This window comes from Sorangium sp. So ce375, from assembly GCF_051473855.1.
In the GTDB taxonomy this organism is placed as follows: Bacteria; Myxococcota_A; Polyangia; order Polyangiales; family Polyangiaceae; genus Sorangium.
The window spans coordinates 12,265,831-12,288,656 of the sequence record NZ_CP150335.1 but is presented as its reverse complement, the minus strand read 5'-3'; the positions used below and the strand labels follow the sequence as shown (position 1 = coordinate 12,288,656).

At 70.2% G+C, this 22,826-nt stretch carries 15 protein-coding genes; 12 read left to right on the top strand and 3 right to left on the bottom strand.

Annotation, left to right across the window (positions count from 1 at the left end; all coding sequences use genetic code 11):
* Positions 1–30: 30 nt before the first annotated feature.
* Together WME90_RS45640 and WME90_RS45635 are read right to left on the bottom strand one after the other, a co-directional pair.
* Positions 31–1,377, bottom strand: coding sequence for a DUF1552 domain-containing protein (locus tag WME90_RS45640; RefSeq protein ID WP_437278389.1), 1,347 nt, complete (start codon positions 1,375–1,377; stop codon positions 31–33).
* Between the two features lie 43 nt (positions 1,378–1,420).
* Complete coding sequence (locus tag WME90_RS45635) at positions 1,421–3,112, bottom strand: DUF1592 domain-containing protein (protein WP_437278388.1); 1,692 nt, start codon at positions 3,110–3,112, stop codon at positions 1,421–1,423.
* A 713-nt stretch (positions 3,113–3,825) separates the two neighbouring features.
* On the opposite strand from WME90_RS45635, the gene WME90_RS45630 reads away from it, so the two are divergent.
* From WME90_RS45630 to WME90_RS45580, 11 genes are all read left to right on the top strand, one after another.
* Positions 3,826–6,087 carry a bifunctional salicylyl-CoA 5-hydroxylase/oxidoreductase gene (locus tag WME90_RS45630; RefSeq protein ID WP_437278387.1) on the top strand — a complete coding sequence of 754 codons (2,262 nt, stop codon included), beginning with the start codon at positions 3,826–3,828 and terminating at the stop codon, positions 6,085–6,087.
* 125 nt (positions 6,088–6,212) lie between these two features.
* On the top strand, positions 6,213–7,064 hold the full coding sequence (locus WME90_RS45625) for a helix-turn-helix domain-containing protein (protein ID WP_437278386.1): 852 nt from the start codon (positions 6,213–6,215) through the stop codon (positions 7,062–7,064).
* Between the two features lie 83 nt (positions 7,065–7,147).
* Complete coding sequence (locus tag WME90_RS45620) at positions 7,148–8,392, top strand: MFS transporter (RefSeq protein ID WP_437278385.1); 1,245 nt, start codon at positions 7,148–7,150, stop codon at positions 8,390–8,392.
* A gap of 125 nt (positions 8,393–8,517) precedes the next feature.
* Positions 8,518–9,237: a MerR family transcriptional regulator gene (locus tag WME90_RS45615; RefSeq protein ID WP_437278384.1), complete on the top strand. Its 720-nt coding sequence runs from the start codon at positions 8,518–8,520 to the stop codon at positions 9,235–9,237.
* 503 nt (positions 9,238–9,740) lie between these two features.
* Complete coding sequence (locus WME90_RS45610) at positions 9,741–10,715, top strand: YihY/virulence factor BrkB family protein (protein WP_437278383.1); 975 nt, start codon at positions 9,741–9,743, stop codon at positions 10,713–10,715.
* 116 nt (positions 10,716–10,831) lie between these two features.
* The gene (locus WME90_RS45605) at positions 10,832–11,182 is read left to right on the top strand and encodes a hypothetical protein (protein WP_437278382.1); all 351 of its coding nucleotides are present in this window, start codon (positions 10,832–10,834) and stop codon (positions 11,180–11,182) included.
* Positions 11,183–11,272: 90 nt separating this feature from the next.
* Complete coding sequence (locus WME90_RS45600; RefSeq protein ID WP_437278381.1) at positions 11,273–12,223, top strand: diacylglycerol/lipid kinase family protein; 951 nt, start codon at positions 11,273–11,275, stop codon at positions 12,221–12,223.
* A 339-nt stretch (positions 12,224–12,562) separates the two neighbouring features.
* Positions 12,563–13,858: a ketopantoate reductase family protein gene (locus tag WME90_RS45595; protein WP_437278380.1), complete on the top strand. Its 1,296-nt coding sequence runs from the start codon at positions 12,563–12,565 to the stop codon at positions 13,856–13,858.
* A 224-nt stretch (positions 13,859–14,082) separates the two neighbouring features.
* Positions 14,083–16,032, top strand: coding sequence for a hypothetical protein (locus WME90_RS45590; RefSeq protein ID WP_437278379.1), 1,950 nt, complete (start codon positions 14,083–14,085; stop codon positions 16,030–16,032).
* Positions 16,033–16,034: 2 nt separating this feature from the next.
* Entirely contained in the window at positions 16,035–17,861 is a 1,827-nt protein-coding gene (locus tag WME90_RS45585) for an acetyltransferase (protein ID WP_437278378.1), read from the top strand.
* A gap of 134 nt (positions 17,862–17,995) precedes the next feature.
* Entirely contained in the window at positions 17,996–19,393 is a 1,398-nt protein-coding gene (locus tag WME90_RS45580; RefSeq protein ID WP_437278377.1) for an OmpP1/FadL family transporter, read from the top strand.
* Between the two features lie 15 nt (positions 19,394–19,408).
* Here the strand turns inward: WME90_RS45580 and WME90_RS45575 are convergent, their stop codons facing one another.
* On the bottom strand, positions 19,409–19,795 hold the full coding sequence (locus tag WME90_RS45575) for a fucose-binding lectin II (protein ID WP_437278376.1): 387 nt from the start codon (positions 19,793–19,795) through the stop codon (positions 19,409–19,411).
* Between the two features lie 397 nt (positions 19,796–20,192).
* Between WME90_RS45575 and WME90_RS45570 the strand changes: the two genes are divergently transcribed.
* Entirely contained in the window at positions 20,193–22,433 is a 2,241-nt protein-coding gene (locus WME90_RS45570) for a cytochrome c peroxidase (RefSeq protein WP_437278375.1), read from the top strand.
* Positions 22,434–22,826 lie beyond the last annotated feature (393 nt).

Sequence of the window (22,826 nt, the reverse complement as noted above, 5' to 3'; positions counted from 1 at the left end):
GGGCCGCGTAGGCCTCGCGGCGCGTGAGGCTCAGAGGCCGGGGATAGGCCCGCTCGCCGGGTCGCCGTACTCCGACAGCTCGACGCCGAAGTAGTTGATGATGGAGCAGTGGAGCGCGCCGGTCGGAGGCTTGTTGGCCTTGATGGCGCGGCCTGTCTGGAAGCCCCCCACGTGTCCGGCGAGCATGATGGGCATGTTGGTCCGACCGTGGGAGTCCCCGTCGCCGTTCTCGGACGTGTAGAGCACGAGCGACTCGTCGAGCAGGTTGCCCGTCGCCGTCTGGGCGGCCTTCATCGCGTTGAGCAGGTAGGCGAAGCGGCGCACCTTGAACCGCGATGTCTGGACGACGCGGGCGTTCGCGATGCGCATCGCTTCCGCCTGCGGCAGCCCGTCGAGGTCGGTCGCGCGGTCGCGGTCGCCGAGCTTGTGCGAGATGAAGTGGTCGCTCCAGTCCCCCACGCCGTCGGACAGATCGTACCCGGCGAAGTCGAGGCCCCAGCTGTTCGAGTACTGCAGGACGAGCACCCGCGTCAGGTCGCACGTGAGGGCGAGCAGCCCGAGATCGATCATCTGCTTGAACTTGCCGTGCAAGTTCTGCCCCTTCGTGGGCGCGCCGGGGACGGTGCAGCCCGACTGGGTCGTGGACTGGATCTGCTTCTCCAGCTCGAACACCGACTCGAGGTGCTGCTCCACGCGCGCCCGGTCCGCCGCGCCGAGGCGCAGGTTCAGGCGCCTCGCGTCCTCTCTCACCCAGTCGAGGACGCTGGCGCGGCGCCGCCGGATGTCGTCCATCTCCTCGCTGGGGTTACCGATGTTGCTGAAGAGCGTGTCGAACACCTTCGCCGGATCGCGGAAGGCATCCTCGACCTGACCGCCGTCCCTGAACGAGATGAAGCCCTGCGTGACCGCCGTGTCGCCCGTGGGGGACAGGTTGAGGTTGCGAAACGGGGTCTCGGCCGTGATGTGGTTGGCGAGGTACTGATCGAGCGTGGCCTTGCGCGGGACGGCCGTCCCGCCGCCGTCGGTGTGGGCGCACAGCGCCATGGCCGGGCTGTGGATGTCGGAGCAGATCACCTGGTGGTCGACGCCGGACACCATCGTGACGTCGCGCCAGATCGCGTCTCCCGCCGGCCACTCGCGCTCGGCGTCGAAGCCGTTCATGTCCACGAGGCACGGCGGCAGCCCCTCCGCCGAGAGCGGCCCCTCCGTCTTCGGGTGCCACGCCCCGGGATCCGTGCCGTTCGGGACGAAGAACGCCACAAAGCGCTTCGGGTCCGCCGGCGCAGCGCTGGCGCGCTGGGGCCGCATCGCGTCGAGGAACGGCAGGGCGACCGCGACGCCCGCCCCACGGAGCAGAGCTCTTCTCGAGATCTTCACTGGCGACACTCCTCTTCCGTCGGTCGAACCGTAAGCGAGCACATCACTCTGGCGCCCTCCGAAGCCGGAACTCCGGCGAGCGCACGATGGCGGTCAGGAAGGAGCGGAATCGGTTGCCGTCCTGCGTGAAGGTCCCCGCGGAGGCGTCGATCGCACAGCGGTCCTCCTCCACTGGCTCGCGTCCCTGGGTGTAAATGAACAGCTTCTCCGCGACGCAGGCGGCCAGATCGGGGCTCCGCCGGAGCTCCGCCGCCAGGGCAGCGAGCGAGTCGAACGACTCGTTGGCCGCGCCTTTCAAGCGCGGCTCCAGCCCGAACTCGTCGATACCGATGCTCTCATCGTACCGCCCCAGCTTGTCGTACTGGGCGAACCCGACGCCGATTGGATCAATGAGCGCATGGCAACCAGCGCACCCTTCCTGGGTATTGCGCTTCTCGAGGACCTGGAGATAGGTCAGGCCGGAGAGCTCGCTCTCCAGCTGCTCGAGGAGCCCCGCGGGGATCGAGATCTTCTCGCAGAGGAAGGCCGCCCGGAGCCACTGGCCACGCACGGCGATGAGGTCGCCGTCGTTCTTGGCGCTGATGAGGCTCGCGTGCGTGAGCAGCCCGGTGTTCGCCCGGTGGTGGCCGGCCGGAAACTCCACGCGGCTCACGCCGTCCCCCGACACCTCGAGGCCGTAGAACTTGCCGAGCGCCGGAGTGACATACGTGTGGTTCGCGGTGAGCGCGTCGAAGAAGTCGACGTCAGGGGTGAACGCGTGCTCGCCGAGGACGAGCTCGCTCTCGGCGATCATGTCCTCGAGCAGGGCGGGCGTGAACGACGCGTCCGGGTTGACCGGCGCGCGGAGCTGCTCGAAGGTCAGCCACTGCTTGAAGAAGGCGTTGAAGAAGACCTGCGTCCGCTCGTCTTCGACCATCTCCTCGGCGATCGCGCGGAGGCCCTCGTCGCTGTCGAGCTCGCCGGCCTCCGCCCTGTCGAGCAGCCCTGCGCTCGGGGACCGGCCCCACAGCGTGAACGACAGCCGCGACGCGAGCTCGAGCGGCGTCAAGGTCGACGTCGCCGAGCCGACCGCGCCGACCTCGATCCTGAACAGGAAGCTGGGCGAGGTGAGCAGCGCCTCGATGACGAAGCGGAACGCGTCCTCCCTGTCCCGCGCGACCTCGCTCGCCCGCGCGACCAGATCGCTCGCCTCCTCGGCCGAGAGCGGCCTCCGATACGCCAGCTTGCCGAAGCGCTGCACGAAGCGATCGAGGCAATCGTCGGCCTCCGGCGCGCACCCGAGCACCGATGTCCGGCGCGCCTCGTCCGCCATGAGCTCCTGCCCGAGCGTCTCCGCGATCGCCAGGTAGGCGCGCAGGTGCTGATCCGACACGTTCTGGAGGGCGGCGATCGTCCGGAAACCGCCCTGGCCGGTGTCTTCCGGGATGCTGTCCACCGCGGGCGGCTCGGGGAGCTGGAACAGATCCTGAAGGGTCAGCTGGACCTCGACCTTGGACAGGCGGCGCAGCACGCTCGGGCTCGTCCGGGCCTCGCCGCAGTCGTATGCGGCCGGCTTGCCGGTGGTCGGATCGATGGGCCTCCCCTCGTCGATGTCGCTGGAGCTGCCATCACCGAGCTGCCCGGTGCAGGCAGCCGCCGTCAGGCCGACGAGCCCCATCGCGAACATGCCCGCCGCGATGGAACGACGGAGGAACGGTACCGATCGATCGGTGTCGGGCGGCGCTGTCTTGCTCATGGAGTGACCAGCCGTTCGGGTGGAGAGCACCTGGCGCATGCTGGGACGTATCCCAGCGATGGGCCGCTTCGTGGCCTAAAGGATAATTGAAGCAGAGCGGTACGCGTGCCCCGGCGTCTGCTCGGGGCTCGGTCTATATTCCCGACGATCGCTCTCCTGATCAACGCTTACCCTACTTCCACCCGCCGACCAACCCCCCGTCGTCGGTCGCGGGAGGCACTCCTGAAGAGGCATTCAAGGCGGCAGAAGCATCCACTCGAATTTTCCCGAGGGAATTGAACAGGGAGGCAGAGAGAGGGTGGGGCAAAATCCCACCGAATCTCCCCGTCTCCACGTCTCTCCGTTCAATTTTCCGCCCCAATGCCAACCGATGTAGGGAATCGTCACGTCCGGCGAGCCCGTCTGCTCCAGCGCTCCGACATTCGCGCTCTGGCCGTCGAGCGCGACACCGATGCTCGTGACGATCTGAAGATTCCATGAAAGCGGGTGTGGCGTTCATCGCTTGCGCGTGTGTCACCGGCCAGCTGCGTGATCCGGGCGACGGCGAGGGCTGCCGCGCGCGATCACGCAACGCTGAGAACCAGCTCTTGCCAGTCCCGGAAATCCCGTTCTTCAATGGTGTCCACCCTTGATTTTCGCGAGAACGACGCTCTACCTCGGCGTTCTCGTGTAGGCTCCGGCGCGGGCAGACACGGGAGCAGAGGAGCAGGGCGGTGAGGATCACATGCGTGGGCGGCGGGCCGGCGGGCCTCTATTTCGCCCTCCTGGCCAAGCAAGCGGACCCGCGGCGCGAGGTCGTCGTGGTGGAGCGGAATCGGCCCGACGACACCTTCGGCTTCGGGGTCGTGTTCTCGGACGCGACGCTCGACGGCCTCGCCGACGCGGATCGCCGGAGCTACGACGCGATCCGGAGCAGCCTCGCCCACTGGGACGAGCTCCACGCGCACTTCGGAGGGCGCGTCCTCGTCTCGAGGGGGCACGGATTCAGCGGCCTCTCGCGCCGGAAGCTGCTCGCGATCCTGGGGGACCGGGCGCGGGAGCTCGGCGTCGTCCTGCGCTTCGAGGAGGAGGTGACGGACCCGCAGGAGGCCCTCGCCGGGAGCGACCTCGTGGTCGCGGCCGACGGGGTGAACAGCAGGATCCGCGAGCGCTTCGCCGACCGGTTCGGGCCGCGCATCGACGTCCGCCCGAACCGGTTCGTGTGGCTCGGCACGACGTTCCCCTTCGACGCCTTCACCTTCTACTTCGAGGAGAACCGCCACGGCCTCTTCCGGGTCCACGCGTACCGCTACGAGCCGGAGCGCTCGACCTTCATCGTCGAGTGCCGGGAGGAGACCTTCCGGCGGGCGGGCCTCGATGGCGCCAGCGAGGACGAGACGATCGCGTACTTCGAGGAGCTCTTCGCCGGGAAGCTCCAGGGACACCGGCTGCTCAAGAACCGGAGCGTCTGGCGGAGCTTCCCCACGGTGCATAACGAGCGCTGGAGCGCAGGCAACGTGGTGCTGCTCGGGGACGCCGCGCACACGGCGCACTTCTCGATCGGCTCGGGGACGAAGCTCGCGCTCGAGGACGCGATCGCGCTCGTCGACAGCCTGGAGCGGCACCCGCGCGTGCCCGAGGCGCTCGCCGCCTACGAGGCGGAGCGCAAGCCCAAGGTGCTCGCGCTCCAGCGGGCCGCGCAGGTGAGCCTCCTCTGGTTCGAGAACACCGAGCGCTACATGGCGCTCGACCCGGTGGAGTTCATGTTCAGCCTGCTGACACGCAGCCTGCGGGTGACCCACGAGGGCCTGAAGGCGCGCGACCCGGCGCTCGTGCGCGAGGTCGACGCGCACGTCGCGCGCAAGGCGGAGGCGCAAGCGGGGGCGCGCCTCCTCGCCGAAGGCGGGACGCCGCCGCCCCCGATGTTCACGCCGTTCCGGCTGCGATCGCTCGTGCTGGAGAACCGGGTCGTGGTGTCGCCGATGTGCCAGTACTCGGCCGTGGAGGGGCGGATCGACGACTGGCACCTCGTCCACCTGGGCAGCCGGGCGCTCGGAGGGGCCGGGCTCGTCATCACGGAGATGACCGACGTGAGCGCGGAGGCGCGCATCACGCCGGGCTGCGCGGGGCTCTATCGCCCCGACCACGTCGAGGGGTGGCGGCGCGTGGTCGATTTCGTCCACGCGCGCTCCCGGGCCAAGATCGGCGTGCAGCTGGCCCACGCGGGGCGCAAGGGCGCGACGAAGCTGCTCTGGGAGGGCATGGATGTGCCGCTCGAGCGCGGCGCGTGGCCGCTGCTCAGCGCCTCCGCCATCCCGTACCTCGCGGAGAGCCAGATCCCGAAGGCGATGGATCGCGGGGACATGGATCAGGTGACCTCGGACTTCGTGCAGGCCGCGAGGCGGGCGGACGAGGCCGGGTTCGATCTCATCGAGCTGCACTGCGCGCACGGCTACCTGCTCGCGAGCTTCATCTCGCCGCTCACGAACCGGCGCGACGACGCGTACGGCGGTCCGATCGAGAACCGGATGCGCTACCCGCTGGAGGTGTTCGACGCGGTGCGGGCCGCGTGGCCGGCGGAGAAGCCGATGAGCGTGCGCATCTCCGCGACCGACTGGGCGCCGGGCGGGCTCACGACGGACGACCTCATCGCGCTCTCGACGATGCTGCGAGAGCACGGCGCCGACATCATCCATGTCTCGGCAGGGCAGACGGACCCGTCCAGCAAGCCAGAGCACGGCAGGCTGTTCCAGACGCCGCTCTCGGAGCTCGTGCGGCTGGAAGCCAGCGTGCCGACGATCACGGTGGGCAACATCCAGAGCTACGCGGACGTGAACAGCATCATCGCGGCAGGGAGAGCCGACCTCTGCGCGCTCGCGCGAGCGCACCTCTACGATCCGTACTGGACCCGGCACGCCGCCGCGGAGCAGGGCTTCGACATGGACTGGCCACCTCAGTACCGGTCGGTCGAGAGATACACGCTCCGCATGCGGTGACCCCGGCCGGGGCGGCGGCAGCGACGCCGCGCCGGCCGGAGCGCGGCGCCCCGCGCCGCCGGCCCTCCGGCCCCGCGGCGGCGCTTGCGCTGCGCGTCTCCATCTCTCAAAGTCACCGGACCCGGATGACGTCAGAGGGCGTCCGCTACCGCGAGCATGCGCCACACCCCCTTTTGCGCGGTGCGGTGCAGAGTTATTCCTCGTACGAGGAGCACCATACGGTGAGCACGGAGGAGCACTGCCTCCTGCCGGACGCCAACATCGATCTCGTCTTCAGCTGCGGCGATGCGCGCCTCGAAGGGCGCGATGGACGCCTGCGTCCGTTGCCGCGCGTCTTCGTGATCGGCGCGCGGGACGAATCCACCCGGATGGTGTCCCGGGGCCTCTCGCGCGTGCTCGGCGTCCGCTTTCACCCGTGGCACGCCCTCTCCTTGCTCGAGCACGAGGCCGACGTGCGCGGATGGTGCACGATCGTGGGCGCGGGTCTGCATGCGCTCTCCCAGCGTGTCGGCCCGCTCCTCGAGAACGGCGACCACGACGCGGCGCTCCGGCTGGTCGAGGCGTGGCTGCTCGCGCGGCGCCGCGTGGCCCGCCGGGCCGCCGCCACGGTGGAGGCGGCGGGCCTCGAGCTGTACGCGAGCAACGGGGGCGCGCGCGTCGGCGCGCTCGCCGAGCGGCTCGGGCTGTCGGTCCGGCAGCTCGAGCGGCAGTTCAAGCAGGCCGCTGGCCTGTCCCCCAAGGTGCTCGCGCGGCTCATCCGTTTCTCCCGGGCCACCGAGCGCCTCGAGCTCGACCCGGGCGCGAGCCTCACGGCGCTCGCCTTCGAGCTCGGCTATGCGGATCAGGCGCACTTCATCCGGGAGTTCCGCGCCTTCACGAGGATGAGCCCCGGCGCGTACGCCGGTGAGCTGCGGCGCCGCTGGCCGCGCGGCGAGGGCGGGCGAGGCGCCCCTCGAGGGGAAGACACGCGCGCTTGACCTGACCTGCGCACCGCCAGCGCGCAGCGCGCCATGTCGCGTTTGTTCAATCCGAGGCGGCGCAGAATCGTCACGGTCGCCGTATGACGAGCACCGTCCACGGCCCTCCCGGCGCAGGTCTGCGCCCCGGGGCGCTCTTCTTCCTTCAAGCCACGGCTTTCCTCAGCGCGGTCGGCACCGGGCTGGTCGCCCCGGTGATCCCCTTCCTTGCGGCACGGTTCGACGGCGATCCCGCCCATGTAGCTTCGGCGGTCGGCCTGCTGAGCGCGTCCTATTCGCTCTGCGCCTTCTTCTCCGCGCCGGCGCTCGGGGCGCTGAGCGACGCGATCGGCCGCCGCCCGGTGCTCCTGCTCAGCCTCGTGGGTTCCGCGGCCGGCCATGCGTTGTTCGGCTTCGCCGACGCCCTTCCGCTCCTGTTCCTCGGGCGTGTGATCGACGGCATCTCGGCGGGCAACGTGGCCACGCTGTTCGCGTACCTGGGCGACGCGTCGACGGACGAGCAGCGCGCGCGGAACTTCGGGCGGGTGGGCGCGATGTTCGGCGCGGGGTTGATCGCCGGCCCGGCGCTCGGCGGTCTGGCCCTGAAGCTCGGCCTGAGAGCTCCGTTCTTCGTGGCGGCCATCCTCACCGCCTTGAACGCCGCGGGAAGCTACGTGTTCCTCGCGGAGAGCCTCGGCGCCGAGCGCCGGGCCCGCGCGATCCCGTGGCGAAGGCTCAACCCCTTCTCGCAGCTCGCCGGTCTTCTGCGCATGAAGCACCTCCGTCCGCTCCTGGCCGTGGGCGTGCTCTTCACGGCGGCCTTCATCGCCCTCCAGTCGACGTTCGCGCTCCTCGCCAAGGACCGGCTCGGATGGGGCGCCGACGCGGTGAGCTTCATCGTCATCGCGGTCGGCGTCACGGACGTGTGCGTCCAGGGGATCTTGCTGGAGCGTCTCGCAAAGCGCCTCGGGGAATCACGCGTTCTGGCGCTGGGTCTCGCCCTCGTGACCATGGCGCTCGTGACCATGGCGCTCGTCGCCAGCCACCCTGCGGAGCTGGCGTTCATCGCGGCCATCGTGGCCTTCGCGGGCGGCGAGGGCCTGATCACCACGTCCTTCTCTGCTCTCCTGTCGCGGCTCGCGGGGCCTTCTGCGCAGGGACACGCGCAGGGTGGCAACCAGGCGCTCCAGGAGCTTACCTGCGTGATCGTTCCGCTCGCCGCCACCCAGCTTTACGCGCGGGCCGGCGCGGGAGCGCCGTTCTGGGCGGCGACTGTCGCGGCGGCGCTCGCTGGCGTGCTCCTCCGGGCGAGCGTCGTCGAGGCCCCTGCCGCCGGCGGCGGGGAGTGACCTGTCCGGGCGCGCGGGGGCAACGGGAAAAAAAATCGAGGCTTGGCCTTGATCCTCACGCTACGTGAGGACCTAGCCTCCGGGGCATGGACGTCCTCACCCGCCCTGGAAACAGGGGTAACGCCATGCGTTCAGCACCGTTGAAAGTCGGCGATCTCGCCCGGCAGACCGGCCTCTCCGTCCGTACGCTCCACTATTACGAGGAGATCGGCCTGCTCGCCCCGTCGCATCGCACCGCGTCGGGGCACCGGCTGTACACGGCGGGCGACGTCGCTCGGCTCCAGCAGATCAAGTCGTTGCGCGAGCTCGGCTTCAGCCTGGAGCAGATCGCCGCGTGCCTGGACGAGCCGGGGTTCTCTCCGCTCCAGACCATCGAGCTCCACCTGTCGCGGCTGCGCGAGCAGATCGCGCTGGAGCAGAAGCTCTGCGCGCGGCTCGAGGGCCTGGCCCATGTCCTGCGGTCGGGTGAGGACATCCGTGTGGAGCAGCTCCTTCAAACCATCGAGGTGATGACCATGATCGAGAAGTACTATACCCCAGAGCAGCTCGCGGAGCTCAAGCAGCGCGCGGACGCGATCGGCCCCGAGAAGATGCGTGAGGCCGAGTCGGCGTGGAAGCAGATCTACGACGACATGCGGGCGGAGATGCAGAAGGGCTCCGACCCGAAGAGCGAGCCCGTGCAGCAGATCGTGAAGCGCATGCGGGAGCTCATCGACGCGTTCACGGGGAAGAACCCCGAGATCGAGAGATCGCTCAACACGATGTACCGACAGGAGCCGTCGATGAGGACCCAGCACGGGATGGATCCGGAGCTGCACGAGTTCATCGGCAAGGCGATGTCCTGATTGGCTCGCGCCGCGCGCCTCGCGACGGACCGCCCGCAACGCCCGCTCCAGACACGACCGCCTCGCCTGCCAGACCACGGCGGTCCGCCTGAGTCGACGTCGCCCCCGGGCGAGCGCCGGCGCAGGGACTGCCGGGCAGGCCGTCATTGGCCCGCGCCGGGGCCTGCGCCGGCACCGGCGCCGCCGGGTGGGCCACGAGGAGCCCATGGCACCGTGCCCCGCCGTCCGCCCGCGGCGCGCCGTGACCTTTCTGCCGCGTGGGGCAATTCGCGCCACGTGGGAGGGGGAAGCCGCCAGAGCGATCGGCCGGGCTGCAGGACGAGAGGTCGCCGTCCTCAGGGTCGAGCTGCCGCCGCGCTCGACCTGGCACTCGCATTGCTCCCTTGCGGCAGCTGCCCCGGCGCGAGCCGCCGCACGGAAGGACGTCACGGCGCACCACGCGCCCCCAGCAGCGAAGGTCCGTCATGCACCTGCCTGGAAGAGGGATCCCCTGGAAGGTTTTCTTGAACGACATCAAGGACGAGTGGGTCAAGGACAAGATCGACACCGTCGCGGCTTCACTGGCGTTCTTCGGTGTCCTCTCGATCTTCCCGTTCCTGCTCTTCGCGGTCGCCCTCGCCGGCCTCGTCATCGATCCCGCCGAGTCCGCGCAGCTGATGGGCGAGCTGTACCAGGTGGCCCCGCCCGCCGTGGCCCAGATCCTCGGCGAGCGCCTTCAGTCGCTCACCGGGGGCCAAAGCCCGGCGCTCCTGACGGTCGGCGCCCTCGGAGCGGTCTGGGCCGCCTCGGGCGGCGTCACCGCGCTGATGGACGCGCTCAACGCCGCTTACGGCGTGGAGGACAGCCGGTCGTACCTCAAGCGCCGCGGCATCGCCCTGCTGGTCACGCTCGGCGGCGCCGTCCTGCTGACGATCGCCTCGGCGCTCGCGGTCGCCACGCCGGCGCTCGCCGCGCACCTGGGCCCCTTCGCGACGCTGGTCCTCTGGCTGCGCATCCCGGTGTCGGCGTTCCTCGTGATGGCGGTCCTGGCGATCCTTTATTACGTGCTCCCCGACGTCGAGCAGAGGTTCAAGTTCATCACCCCCGGGTCGGTCGTGGCGGTCGTGATCTGGGTCGTCGCGTCCCTGGGCTTCTCCTTTTACGTCAGCCGCTTCGGCAGCTACGAGGTGAGCTACGGCGCGCTGGGCGGCGTCATCATCCTCCTCCTCTGGATGTGGATCTCGTCGATGGCGGTGCTCCTCGGCGCCGAGATCAACGCCATCATCGAGCAGCGCTCACCCGAGGGGAAGCGCACGGGCGCCAAGGACGCCAGCGATACCGGGGCGGATGTGCCCAAGACCGAGAAGGAGGAGGCCCGGGGCGCCGCGCTCCCGGCCGGCGCCGCGCGCGCCCCGCGCGAGGAGAGCTCGGGCACCGACGCCACGGTCCCCCACCGCGTCGGCTCGCGCCGCTCGGAGCTCCATGGAGGGAGGGCGTAGGCGACGCGCTTTGGAGGGAGGCGTAGGTGACGCTCCTTCGCTCCGACCCTTCGCCACCGACCCTTCGCCGCCGAACCCCGCGCAGCGGGCCTGTTTCTGCCACCGGAGCCACCGTCATGCCGTATCGACACATCCCCTCCTCGCCCTCGCTGCTCGTGCTGCTCGGCGCGCTCGTCGCGGGATGCCACGGCGCCCCGAGCGGCGCGCCGGTGACACCTCCGCCGACCGAGAGCGCGAAAGGCGCGGAGACGGGGAGCGCGCGGGGCCACGACGGCGCGGACGTCGGGGAGCCGACCGGCGCCGGCGGCGCGCCGGGTATGAGCGGCCCGCAAGGCTGCGGGGCCGACAGCCCGATGCTCAAGTACGTGGGGCAGGGCCAGGACGAGTGCGCCCGGATCCGCTTCGTCTGCGAGCCCGGCTGGAGCTACTTCAGCGACGACTGCGGCTGCGGCTGCACGAAGCAGTGACCGCCGCGCCGCGCCGCGCCGGCAGGCGCGGGGCTCGCGACAAAAACACCTCGCCCTGGGCGCCCTGCGGCATCTAGCATCGGCGTCCGCATGCGCCCCCTCCTCATCGTGAATCCCCGGTCCAGCGGCGGAAAGACTGGCAAGCTCTTCGACGAGATGCAGGCGCCCATCCAGCGCCTCATCGGCGAGGTCGACATCGTGCGCACGGAGCGCCCGCGCCACGCCGTCGACCTCGCGCGCGAGGCCGCGCTCGGCGGGCGCGAGACGGTCGTGGCGGTCGGCGGGGACGGCAGCATCAACGAGGTGGTGAACGGCCTTATGCAGGCGAGGGACCGGGGCGCCACCGGCACCCGGCTCGGGATCATCGGCGCGGGCACCGGCGGAGATCTCTGCAGGACGCTGAAGCTGGACCGCCGGCTCGACCGGTACTGCACGGCGATCGCGAACGGCGCCGCGCGCCCCGTCGACGTGGGCCGCTTCTCGTACGGGACGCACGACGGCCGACAGGCCGAGGCGTTCTTCGTCAACGTCCTGTCCGCGGGGATGAGCGGCCTCGTGGATCAGATCGTCAGCCAGACGACACGGGTGCTCGGCAACACGCTCGCGTACACGATGGCCTCGCTCCGGGGCCTCGTCGGCAGCCGCGTCGGCCGGGTGCGCTGCGTGGCGACGCTGCGCGGGGAGCGCCGCGAGGAGGAGTTCTCGACGCGCATGCTGGGCATCTGCAACGGCCGCTTCTTCGGCGCGGGCATGCAGGTCGCGCCGATGGCGAAGCTCGACGACGGGGTGTTCGACGTCATCGACCTGGGCAGCGCGCCCCACGTCCGCTTCGCGGCCGTGTCGACCGGCATGTACACGGGCGCGCACATCCGCCACCCGGACGTCCGCCACTTCCAGTGCGATCGCATCGAGCTCACGCTCCTGAACCGCGACGCCGAGCGGGCGTTCCTGCTCGACGTGGACGGCGAGCCGCTCGGGCGGCTGCCGATCACGGTCACGCTGGAGCCGAAGGCGATCGAGGTGCTGGCGCCGGCCGATTGACGAGGATGCGCAGGAGGCTCGCCGCACCGAGGGCCACCGCGCTGCGCAAACCGAGCTCCGGGCCACGCGGTTCGCGAGGACCGAACTCCCTCTCTCACACTCCGCGTCATCCTCCAGCATCGCGCCATCGAGACCTGGTTGCCAGGACACGACGTCTTCCTGCGCGCAGCCGCTCAGTCGCCCAGCGCATCGATCGAAGGTGTTGTCACGACGTGACAACGGACTGTCCCGAGCGCCTTGACGCGCCGCGAAAGCCACAGAGCCCTCACACCCCGCCCCCGTCGTCGTGCTCCCTCGAGCCCGTCGAGCCCGCGCCGCAGCGGTGGTAATGGATCTCTCATGAGCTTCATCGATTCACCTGCCGAGCTTGCCCCCGGCGCCTCCGTGGCCCCCGCCTCCTCCGCCCCACGGCTGCTGGTCGTCGGTTGCGGCGGGATCGGCGGCATCATCGCCGCGTACCTGTTCGAGCAGGGGCACGACGTCACCGCCTTCACGACGAACCCGATCATCGCGGACGCCATCAACGCCGTCGGCTTCCGGGTGCGCGGCGAGGCGAGCCCCGGCACGGTCGGCGGCCGCGCGGTGCGGGAGCTCGGCCCGGACACCCGCCCCTTCGACTACATCCTCCTCGCGACGCAGCCGCCGCAGGTCGAGGAGGCCGCGCGCGACGCGGTCGCGCACCTCGCCCCGACAGGCGCCATGATCTGCCTCCAGAACGGCCTCTGCGAGGAGCGCATCGCGCGCATCGCCGGCCCGGAGCGCACCTTCGGGGGGATCATCGCGTGGGGCGCCTCGATGGTGGAGCCCGGCGTGTACGACCGCACCTCGGGCGGCGGCTTCGTCCTCGGCCGGCTCGACGGCGCGAGCGACCCGCGCCTCGACGAGCTCGCGCGCATCCTCGAGGCGATCGGACCGACGACCGTGACGGACAACCTCGCCGGCGCGCGCTGGTCGAAGCTGGCCATCAACTGCGCCATCTCGTCGCTCGGCACCGTCGGCGGCGATCGCCTCGGCGCGCTGCTCAGGCACCGCTTCGTCCGCCGCCTCGCGCTGGAGATCATGACCGAGACCGTGCAGGTCTCGCGCGCGTCCGGCGTGCGCCTCGAGAAGGTCGCGGGGACGCTCGACCTCGACTGGATCGCGCTCACGGACGCCGAGCGCTCCGCCGTGGGCTCACCCGGGCTCTTCGCGAAGCACGCGTTGCTCCTCGCGGTGGGCGCGCGCTACCGCCGCATGCGCTCCTCGATGCTCGCCGCCATCGAGCGAGGCCGGCCGCCGGCGGTCGACTTCCTGAACGGCGAGGTCGTCGAGCGCGGCGCGGCGCTCGGCATCGCGACGCCGATCAACGCCGCGGCCCGCGAGGAGGTGCTCGCGATCGCGGCGGGCAAGCGCAAGCCGAGCCTCGCCCTGCTGCGCGCGCTGTTCGACCGGACGCGCGAGCTCGTGGGCGCGCCGTCGTCCATGCGGCCCCCGCCGCCGGCGTCGCCGGTCGAGCCGCCCGCCGGCCCGCCGCACGAGCCGCCCGCGGCCCCGCCGCAAGAGCCGCCTGCGAGCGCGACGAGCGCCCAGGCGGGTGCCTTGAGCGAACCGTCCGTCGCGGCAGCGAACGCCCAGGGCGATCTCGGGGGCGCGTAGGCGAGCGGGTCGAGCCGCTTGGCGACGGAAGACCCACAAGCAGGCAAGCAGACGAGCAGCCCAGGACATCGACACGTGTCCTGGCGTTCCTGGCGCCTGCGCGGATCGAGCGCGCCCCGTCGTCGCGGCGCGAACTCTTTGTCGTACCGTCGCGTCGAAGTTCGGTAGCATCGGGCGTCTCTTCCTGCGGATCTCGAGAAGATCCCTCGACGAGGAACCCTCGCATGACGCACTCCTTGCTCGCACTCTCCTCCCGGCGCGGCGCCGCGCTCCGCGGCGTTTCCCTCGTGCTGCTCGCCGCGCTCGCCGCGTGCGGCGACGACGGAGGAGGCGGCGGCAGCGGGGGCGCGGGAGGAGGAGGCGGCGGCGGTGAGGGCGGAGCCGGCGGCGGCGTTGTCATCGAGGAGCCGAACCGGTTCCGCCTGCGCATCGACGACGCCGAGGTCCCGTCGGTCGTGCTGGAGCTCGACAGGGACAAGGCGCTGCAGGTCTTCGGCGAGGACGGCGCCAAGAAGATCACGATCCTCAACGTGGACACGACCGGGCTGCTCCGGGACGCGCTCGAGAAGATCCAGAACGCGTGCGGGAGCAAGTGGACGGCAGACAGCGTAGACCCCCAACACGATTGCTCTCAGACCGAGCTCGGCCAGAGCTTCGGGGCGCAGTGGCGGACGTCCCCGGAGTTCGCGCTGGTGCGGCTGCTCAGCATGACGCCAGCCAACGCCAACGTGACCGGGACGTCGCTCGAAGGTTTGCAGCGGATCTTCGCGCAGAACCCCGACACCTTCAGGTTCGATTTCGCCGACGTCCTCGCCGACGCCATCACCCTCGATGTGGCGGTCGAGCCCCCTTCGGATGCCGTGCGCAGCAACCGAACAGACCCGTTCGTGCCGATCGACAAGCTCATCCTCGCGCTCCAGCAGCAGCTCCTCGCCACGCACCCGGCCATCTCCGATCCGAAGGGCAAGACCATGCCCATCACGCTCTACGAGGCCCTGCACGATCTCGAGGCGCTCGATGAGAAGCTCGGCCCCTCCGGCGATCATCCCGGCGTGCTCGTCCGTGACGATGAGTCGTTCACGACCAGGAGCGATGTCCTCCAGTCCGGCGCCGAGGGGTTCAAGATGCGCGTCGTCGCCGAGTCCGGCCTGCGCAGGGTGACGGGGCTCGACCTGTCGAAGGGAGGCGGCGACATGTTCCTCCGGCAGGGCGACGCGCCGCTCCGGTTCGACTTCAACGATCCGGAGAAGCTCCAGGTCATGGGCATCACGCAGAACCCGACCGTGGACATGCGGATCTCGCTGCGCGAGCTGCCCACCGCCGTGCCGCCCTGCACCGACTCCCCTGCCTGCAAGACGAACACGCCCGACACGCCGGTCGGCACAGATACGGTATGGACCGTCCCTCCGTACTTGCTCGAGAGTATCGTGGGCACGGCGGCTTACCTCACGTACAGCGAACGCGTGCCCTTCATGGGATGTTATTTCCGCCTGGACGGGTGCCAGGTGGGCGCCAACATCGGCGTGGGCGGCGACCCGCGCGGCTGGACCGTCTTCACGGCCAACATCGGCAGTATGCCGCCCAAGATCCCTGCGCCGCAGTTCCTCTGGGAGCTGCTCACCGAAGTAGGACAAAAGGCCATTCACGATCCCACCGGCGACGGCGTCCCTGAGATCCTGGAAGGCGCCGCCCAGCCGGTCTTCGCGCTCCACGGCGTCAGCATCGGCCTCGACGCGAGCCAGATCGTGGCCGAGCTCCGCCCGACCCTGCAGGGCCAGGCCAAAGAGATCGCGGACATCATCCTGGGCAGGTACTGGGTCAACAACGACGCGCTCGACTTCTTCTACGGCCGCGGCGCGCCGGACGGCGCTCCCACCTTGTTCTTCGTTGCCGAGGACGACCTCCGGCCTTCGGATCGAAGCTCGGAGGCCCCGCGCGCCTACACTTACGAGAAGCCCGGCTTCTTCACGAGCCCCGACCTCAGCGAGGCGAGCAAGGTCTCGACGAAGGAGCTCGACGGCCTCGACGACACGACGCACGAGAAATACCGGCTGCCGCCGGGCGCCACCACGCTGTACGCGCAGGACGACGAGGGCGCCGTCTACGAGGTCCGCTTTTACGTGCCCGAGGGCGACGATCCGGTGGAGATCACCGCCGACGTGGAGAGGCTCTGATCATGGAAGCGCGAGACAGCACCCGCCCCGCCGTCCCTGGCGCCCGCCGGCTCTCCCGGCTCGGCCCCCTGCTCGCCGCCGCGCTCTCCGGCGCGCTGCCCGGCTGCGTCGACGCCGTCACGGCGGAGCAGGCGACGCCCCCGCCGGCGCTCGGCGTGCGCGAGAGCCGCACCGTCACGCTCGACTTCCTGCGGTTCGACGCGAGGCGCTTCGCCAAGACGCTCACGCTCGATGAGCTCAAGGCCATCCCCCGGCCCACCCTCGAGGGGATATGGCTGCTCGATCTCGACATCTCGACGCTCATCGAGAACGCGCTGCTCAAGGTCATGTACATGCCCCCCGCGGAGATCTCGGCGCTCTCGCCGGCGTCGCGGAACCTCGTGGGGCTCCTGAACATGACGCCGGAGAACGCCGACCTCCGCGGCACGAGCCTCGAGGGCTTGCTCGGCGTCGGCAACGCCGTCGGGCTCCCGACGTCGAAGATCCTCTCGGACCTCACGGGCGCGGCCGGCAACGAGCGGCTCATCCCCGTCCAGATCACGGCGCAGGCCGTCCTGGAGAACCTTGTCAGCACCCACCCGAACACCCAGCGCCGGAGGGGGCCGCCGAACGACGAGCACCCGGACGGCGTCTACCCGGTCGCGCCGCACTCCATCCCCGTCACGCTGTACGACGTCGTCACCGACTTCGCGGGCCTCGCCGCGCAGTTCGGCCCGACGCCGCTCGATCCGGGCGACCCGGCCGGCGCGGAGCACCCCGGCTTCATCAAGGCCGCGTCGGGGGTGAAGGCGGCGCTCGACGACTTCACGATGACGGTCCGCGTCGACGTCAACGCCCTGCCGTACAAGGGGATCGACGCCACGATGGCCGATGTCGCGAGCGTCAACAGCACGCCCGGCCAGATAGACACCCTGTTCGACTTCAGCCAGGAGGACTGGCTCGTTCTGGACAACCTCGCCAAGAACCTCAGCATCGGCGAGCTGACCCTGGCCATCCCCGAGAGCCCGATGCTCCTGCCGGGCGGCACGAGCGAGGAGCCCGCGCCGCGCGGCAACTCGCCCGTGTGGGAACAGCCGCCCTGGGAGTTCGAGCACATCCTCGCCCGCGCCGGGGAGCTGAGGGCAACGCAGATCGAGAGCCACTGCACGAGCTACGCGCCCTCGGGCACCTCGGCGAGCGACTTCGAGGCCGTGAAGGTCTGCATCGACGAGCGCGGATGGACCGTGATCAGCGTCGATGACAGCGTCATCCTGGAAGAGCCGGCGCCGGCGCCGTCCTACTTCTGGGACATCCTCCTCGAGGTCGCCCAGGCGCGGCTCCACGACGGCGGCCTCGCCGAGGGGGAGGCCAACCTGGAGGTGACCCTCCGCGACGTGCCGGTCGGCGTGAAGACCGAGGATCTCGTCGCGAGCATCAAGCAGAACCTCGCGAGCGATCCGGCGGTCCTCAAGGACATGGCGCTCGAGCTCAACGACAACGCCGCCGGCGACGCGGACTTCTACCTCTACCAGCCGAGCACCGAGAGCGGCGTCGCCGGCCAGCGGGATTACCTCTACTTCGTCGCGCCCGACGACATCCGCAAGGACGCGGACGGCGCGCGCGTGCGCGACTACGCGTACGAGAACCCTGGCTTCTTCTCCGACCCCGCGCTCGCGAAGAAGGTGTCGACGACCGAGGAGATCGACGGCGACGCGCTCCACGAGAAGGTGGAGGTCAAGGCAGGAGATACGCTGTACTTCGCGGACGACGAGGGGCACCGCTACGAGATCGAGATCGGCGACAAGCCGAGCCCCCATCGCCTCTCGCTCACCCTCACCCGGATCCAGTGATCGGCCCCCCCACCGTGAGGACCCGTCTCATGCAAGGAGCTCTGCCGCCCTCGCGGCCCCGCGCCCGTGCGCGTGCGCGCGCGCATCAACGGACACGACGTGAACTCGCCGCGCTCTCGCTCGCGACAGGCCTCGTGTGCCTGACGGCGGCGCCGGGCGCGCGCGCCTCGGGCCTCGACGCGCCCTGGGTGACGAGCGGCGTCTCGGGCCCCACGACGTCCGACGCCGCCGCCGTCTACTGGAACCCGGCCGAGCTCGCGGGCGTCCAGCGGCCGGAGCTCATGCTCGGCGCGGGCCTCATCGTCGGCCACGCCTCCTACCTGCGCGAGCGGCGCGGCACCTACCAGACGCCGGACACCCTCCAGTTCAAGCTCCCGCTCGATCCGGCGAACGTCGACGCGGGCAAGACCGGCCGCGCCGAGGAGGTGTCGACGACGCCGATCGCGCCGACGGGCAACGCCTTCCTGGCTATCCCGGCCCTCCCGAACCGCCTCACCGTGGGCCTCGGCCTGTACGTCCCCTACGCCGCGGCGCTCAACTTCCCGGACGGCGCGCAGCGCTGGCAGCTCCGGCAGGCGTTCATCGTCTCGACGTCGCTCACGGCGGCCGCCGGGCTCAAGCTGACCGACCAGGTCTCGCTCGGCGCCGGCGTCTCCTACGTCAGCGGCCTCGCCGAGCTCTCGAAGGTGCAGGACTTCGGCAGCCTCAAGGAGTTCCACGACGGCCTCGACTACCTCAAGCAGGACAACGACTTCGGCCCGAGCACGCCGTCCGAGCTGCGCGAGCTCGACGTCCTCGCGCGCTCCATCGCGATCAAGCAGGCCCTGTCGCACGGCGCCTCCTTCCACGTCGGGCTCGCCTTCAATCCCAACAAGGATCTCCGCTTCGGCCTGACGTACCAGCACAGCGCCGCGATGCGGTACAAGGGCAAGTTCGCCATCGACATGAACCACCCGTTCTTCACGCAAGACCTCGCCGAGCAGGGCCTGCGTTACAAGCCGCTGGTCGAGGGCGACGCGGAGCTCTCGTTCACGCTCCCGAAGCGGCTCACCGCCGGCGTCGGCTACCGGGTGAACGACAAGCTCAGCCTCGATGGGCTCCTCTCGTACGTGCTCTACTCGGACATCGAGGCGTTCGTGGTCAAGGCCTCTTCTCCGGACCTCGCGCAGCCGAAGCTCGGGATCACCGATCGGGTCACCGTGACGCTGCCGCGCCGGTGGAACGACACGGTATGGGCGGAGATCGGCGCCAAGTACAAGCTGAGCGAGGCGTTCCTGGCGACGGCGTCGGTCGGGTATCAATCGCCGGCCTCGCCGGAGAGCACGATCGACGTGGCCTCGCCCGACAACCACCGGCTGATCGGGGACGTCGGCGGCGTCTTGACGATCAGCGATCGCGTCTCGCTCTCGGGCGACGTCCGCGTGCAGGGCATCTTGCCGCGCACGGTGACCGGCTCGGACTACGACCTCGGCAACGGGGAGTACACGCTGGTGCTCACGACGGTGGGCGGGCACCTCAAGGTCGTGTTCTGAACGCGAGTCGCTGACCTACGAGGGCGTGCTCCAGCTGAACTCGAGGATGCTGTCGTTGAAGTCGCTGTCGTCTCCATTTTCAGCGACGATCACCAGGAGGTTGTAGCTGCCGATCGTATAAGGACCGCCAGATTTCAGCTGGTGGGACTTGAGCCACGCTCCGTTGATGTCCGTCTGATACTCGAACTTCACGCGCAGGCTCGCTCTTCCATTGGCGACGATGGTCGACTGGCCCGTCATCGCGTTGCGCTCGCCGGAGCCGACGAAGGCGCAGAGCACCTCATCGTTGCGCGTGATGGTGATCTTTTGAGTGTGCCTCGAGTTGGTCGTACTCTTGACGGTCACGGTCACGCCATCCGGAAGCTCATCGATTTCACAGGTGTTGCCGACCAGTTGAGGCATGTGCTCGTGCTCCTTCCTGGGGATCGCGTACAGTGGCCGGGAGAACGACCGTCGAGAGCGCGGACGGTTTCGCGGCGTTAAAGGATGGCTATCAAACCTGCCGCAAGCGCGCAACGGCAAACATTCTCCTGCACTGGAAGCGGTCATGGGCAGGTGATGGGCAGACCGGCCTGACTCAGCCGGAGCGCGGCGCGCCGGTCCTGCGACAGGGCGTGCTGGTGTCTCACAGGCCAGGATCGCCGGGCGCCGTCCCCGCCGGGCGTGAGGCGGGCGGAGGTCCTACGGAGCTTGCGAGCCGGGATGACCCCGCCCATGTTCCCGGTCACGAGGTCGTGTCGCGCCGCCCAGCTCGGGCGGCCGTGCCTGCTCCTCCGCGCCGTCCGCTCGTCGAGTCAACATGGAAGCATCCCTCCCTGGAGTTCCAGCGCCGGGCGAGATCATCGCGAACAAGTATCGAGTCGAGCGCACGCTCGGCCGCGGCGGAATGGGCGTCGTCCTGGCCGCGGAGCACCTGGCGCTGAGGCAGCCGGTCGCGCTGAAGCTGCTGCTCCCAGGCAGCGTGCGGTCGCGCGACGCCGTGGAGCGCTTCCTGCGCGAGGCCCGCGCCGCCGCCTCGCTCCAGAGCAGGCACGTGGTCCGCGTGCTCGACGCCGGCCTGCTCGACGCGGGCGCGCCGTACCTCGTGATGGAGCGCCTCTCGGGGCACGATCTCCGGGCCGTGCTCCGCGCGCGCGACCACCTCCCGGTCGCCGAGGCGGTCGACCTCCTCCTGCAGGCCTGCGAGGCGATCGCCGAGGCCCACGCGCACGGGATCATCCATCGCGACCTGAAGCCGGCCAACCTGTTCCTCTCGAGCGACGAGAGCGGCCTCGAGCTCGTCAAGGTGCTCGATTTCGGTCTATCGAAGTGCGTCGAGGACGACGAAGCCGGGAGCCTCACGAGCCCGGGCGTGATCGCGGGATCGATCCCGTACATGGCGCCCGAGCAGGCGCTCAGCTTGAAGTGCGCGGACGCGCGCGCCGACATCTGGGCGCTCGGCGTTATCCTCTATGAGCTCATCACCGGGCGCCTCCCCTTCGAGACCGGCTCGACGCCGGAGCGCCTGCTCCTTTGCGTCGAGGAGCCGCCGGCCCGCGTCGGCGGGTGGGGTATCGACGCGCCGGAGGGCGTCGAGCGCGCGATCGAGCGCTGCTTGCAGAAGGATCGCCGCCAGCGGCCACAGACGGTCGCCGAGCTGGCCCGGGCGCTCCAGCCGTTCGGGACGCCGGCGGCCTTCGAGTCGCTCGAGCGCATCAGTCGATTCCAAGCGCCAGGCGGCCCCGGCGAGCCGCCGGTCGAGCCCACCGTCGGGATAGCGCCGTCCGGGGGTTCGATGCGCCGCCGTGACGAGCGCGCCGCTCCGGAGACATCGCTGCAGTACAACGCAACGGAGCGGATACCATGGAATGGGGGCGCCGCTCCGGAGACATCGCTGCCGCACAGCGAAGCGGCGCGGATACCATCGCATGAGGGCGCCGCGTCGGAGACACCGCGGCCCCACAGCACGACGAAGCGGATACCGTGGCATGAGGGCGCCACGCGGGCGAAGCCAGGGCGGAGCACGTCCCTGCTCATCGGCGCCGTCACCGCGGCCGCCGTGCTCGCGTGGGCGCTCTCGCGCGCGCCGCTGTCGTGCGCGCCCTCGGAGATCGCCCCGGAGCGGCTCGCGAGCTTCGCGCCGTTGCTCGCCGAGCCGGTCATGCCGCCGGATCCGACGACCGCGGCGCAGATCAGGCTGGGCCGGATGCTCTTCCACGAGCCGCGCCTGTCCAAGAACCACGACGTGGCCTGCAGCTCGTGCCACCCGCTCGCGACCTGGGGCGTGGATCGCAGGAAGCTGTCGCGGGGGAGCGAGGGCCGCGAGCCCCCGCGAAATACGCTCAGCGTCTACAATATGGCCGGCTATTTCGCGCTGCTCTGGGACGGCCGGAAGGACAACCTCGTCGACCAGGCCAAGGAGGTGCTGCTGTCGCCGCGCGCCATGGCGGCGACGCCCGAGGGGATCGAGGCGGCGCTGCGCTCGTCCGAGGGGTACATGCAGGCGTTCGCCGAGGCGTTCCCGGATCCGCCGCACACAGCGACGTTCGACAAGGTGGCGCGGGCGCTCGCGGCCTTCGAGAAGACGTTGTTCACGAGGAGCCGCTGGGACAGGTTCCTCGAGGGCGACAGGGCCGCGCTGAGCGACGACGAGAAGGCGGGCTTCAACGTGTTCGTCGACACCGGCTGCATCTCCTGCCACTTCGGCCCTGACATCGGCGCGACGATGTACCAGAAGGCGGGGCTCGTGAAGCCGTGGCCCGACACGAAGGATCGGGGCCGCTACGAGATCACGCGGCGTGACGTCGACTGGATGGTCTTCCGGGTGCCCAGCCTTCGCAACGTGGCCGAGACAGGCCCTTACTTCCACGACGGCTCGGTCTCCTCGCTGGAAGAGGCGGTGAGGATGATGGGCAGGCACCAGCTCGGCAAGGAGATGGACGATAGAGAGGTGCGCCTGATCGCCCGGTGGCTCGGCAGCTTGACCGGCGACATCCCTCGTGACGACATCGAGCTCGACGCGGCGTCGCGCGCCATCGTGATGGACCGCGGCGCGCCTTGATCGGGTGGGGTCGAGCCCCAGGGGCGTTTGGACCCCTCGCGCTCGCCTGAAGCAGCGCGCATGCCACGACACTTGACCTAACGTTTCAGGCGCACCCAGCACTCGTCGTCCTCGTACACGGACTCCTGTTTGGCGGTGCTACGGGCTGGAAGATGCGTTTACGTCGTGGCTGTTCGCCACGGGCGAGCGCGTGGCTCTCCGGGAGGAACAGGTGTCTCCTCCAGCAAGACAGGGGGCTCGGAGGCCTCGTGCTCAGCGCCGGAGATCAGGGGAACGATAGGCCTCGTTTTCGGCACAAACGCGGGAGCTCGGCGGCGGACGCCCGGCCCGCTCGCCGTGGCATGTCGGTTGCGAAGCCTCTCGCCGCACGCTTCGTCTCTCGCCGACGACGCC

What these genes read in the sequence shown, in the direction of transcription:
- WME90_RS45635 (WP_437278388.1), bottom strand. Translation starts at nt 3,112, where the DNA reads ATGAGCAAGACAGCGCCGCCCGACACCGATCGATCGGTACCGTTCCTC.
- WME90_RS45625 (WP_437278386.1), top strand. Translation starts at nt 6,213, where the DNA reads ATGACGTCAGAGGGCGTCCGCTACCGCGAGCATGCGCCACACCCCCTT.
- WME90_RS45620 (WP_437278385.1), top strand. Translation starts at nt 7,148, where the DNA reads ATGACGAGCACCGTCCACGGCCCTCCCGGCGCAGGTCTGCGCCCCGGG.
- WME90_RS45615 (WP_437278384.1), top strand. Translation starts at nt 8,518, where the DNA reads ATGCGTTCAGCACCGTTGAAAGTCGGCGATCTCGCCCGGCAGACCGGC.
- WME90_RS45605 (WP_437278382.1), top strand. Translation starts at nt 10,832, where the DNA reads ATGCCGTATCGACACATCCCCTCCTCGCCCTCGCTGCTCGTGCTGCTC.
- WME90_RS45600 (WP_437278381.1), top strand. Translation starts at nt 11,273, where the DNA reads ATGCGCCCCCTCCTCATCGTGAATCCCCGGTCCAGCGGCGGAAAGACT.
- WME90_RS45595 (WP_437278380.1), top strand. Translation starts at nt 12,563, where the DNA reads ATGAGCTTCATCGATTCACCTGCCGAGCTTGCCCCCGGCGCCTCCGTG.
- WME90_RS45590 (WP_437278379.1), top strand. Translation starts at nt 14,083, where the DNA reads ATGACGCACTCCTTGCTCGCACTCTCCTCCCGGCGCGGCGCCGCGCTC.
- WME90_RS45585 (WP_437278378.1), top strand. Translation starts at nt 16,035, where the DNA reads ATGGAAGCGCGAGACAGCACCCGCCCCGCCGTCCCTGGCGCCCGCCGG.
- WME90_RS45575 (WP_437278376.1), bottom strand. Translation starts at nt 19,795, where the DNA reads ATGCCTCAACTGGTCGGCAACACCTGTGAAATCGATGAGCTTCCGGAT.
- WME90_RS45570 (WP_437278375.1), top strand. Translation starts at nt 20,193, where the DNA reads ATGGAAGCATCCCTCCCTGGAGTTCCAGCGCCGGGCGAGATCATCGCG.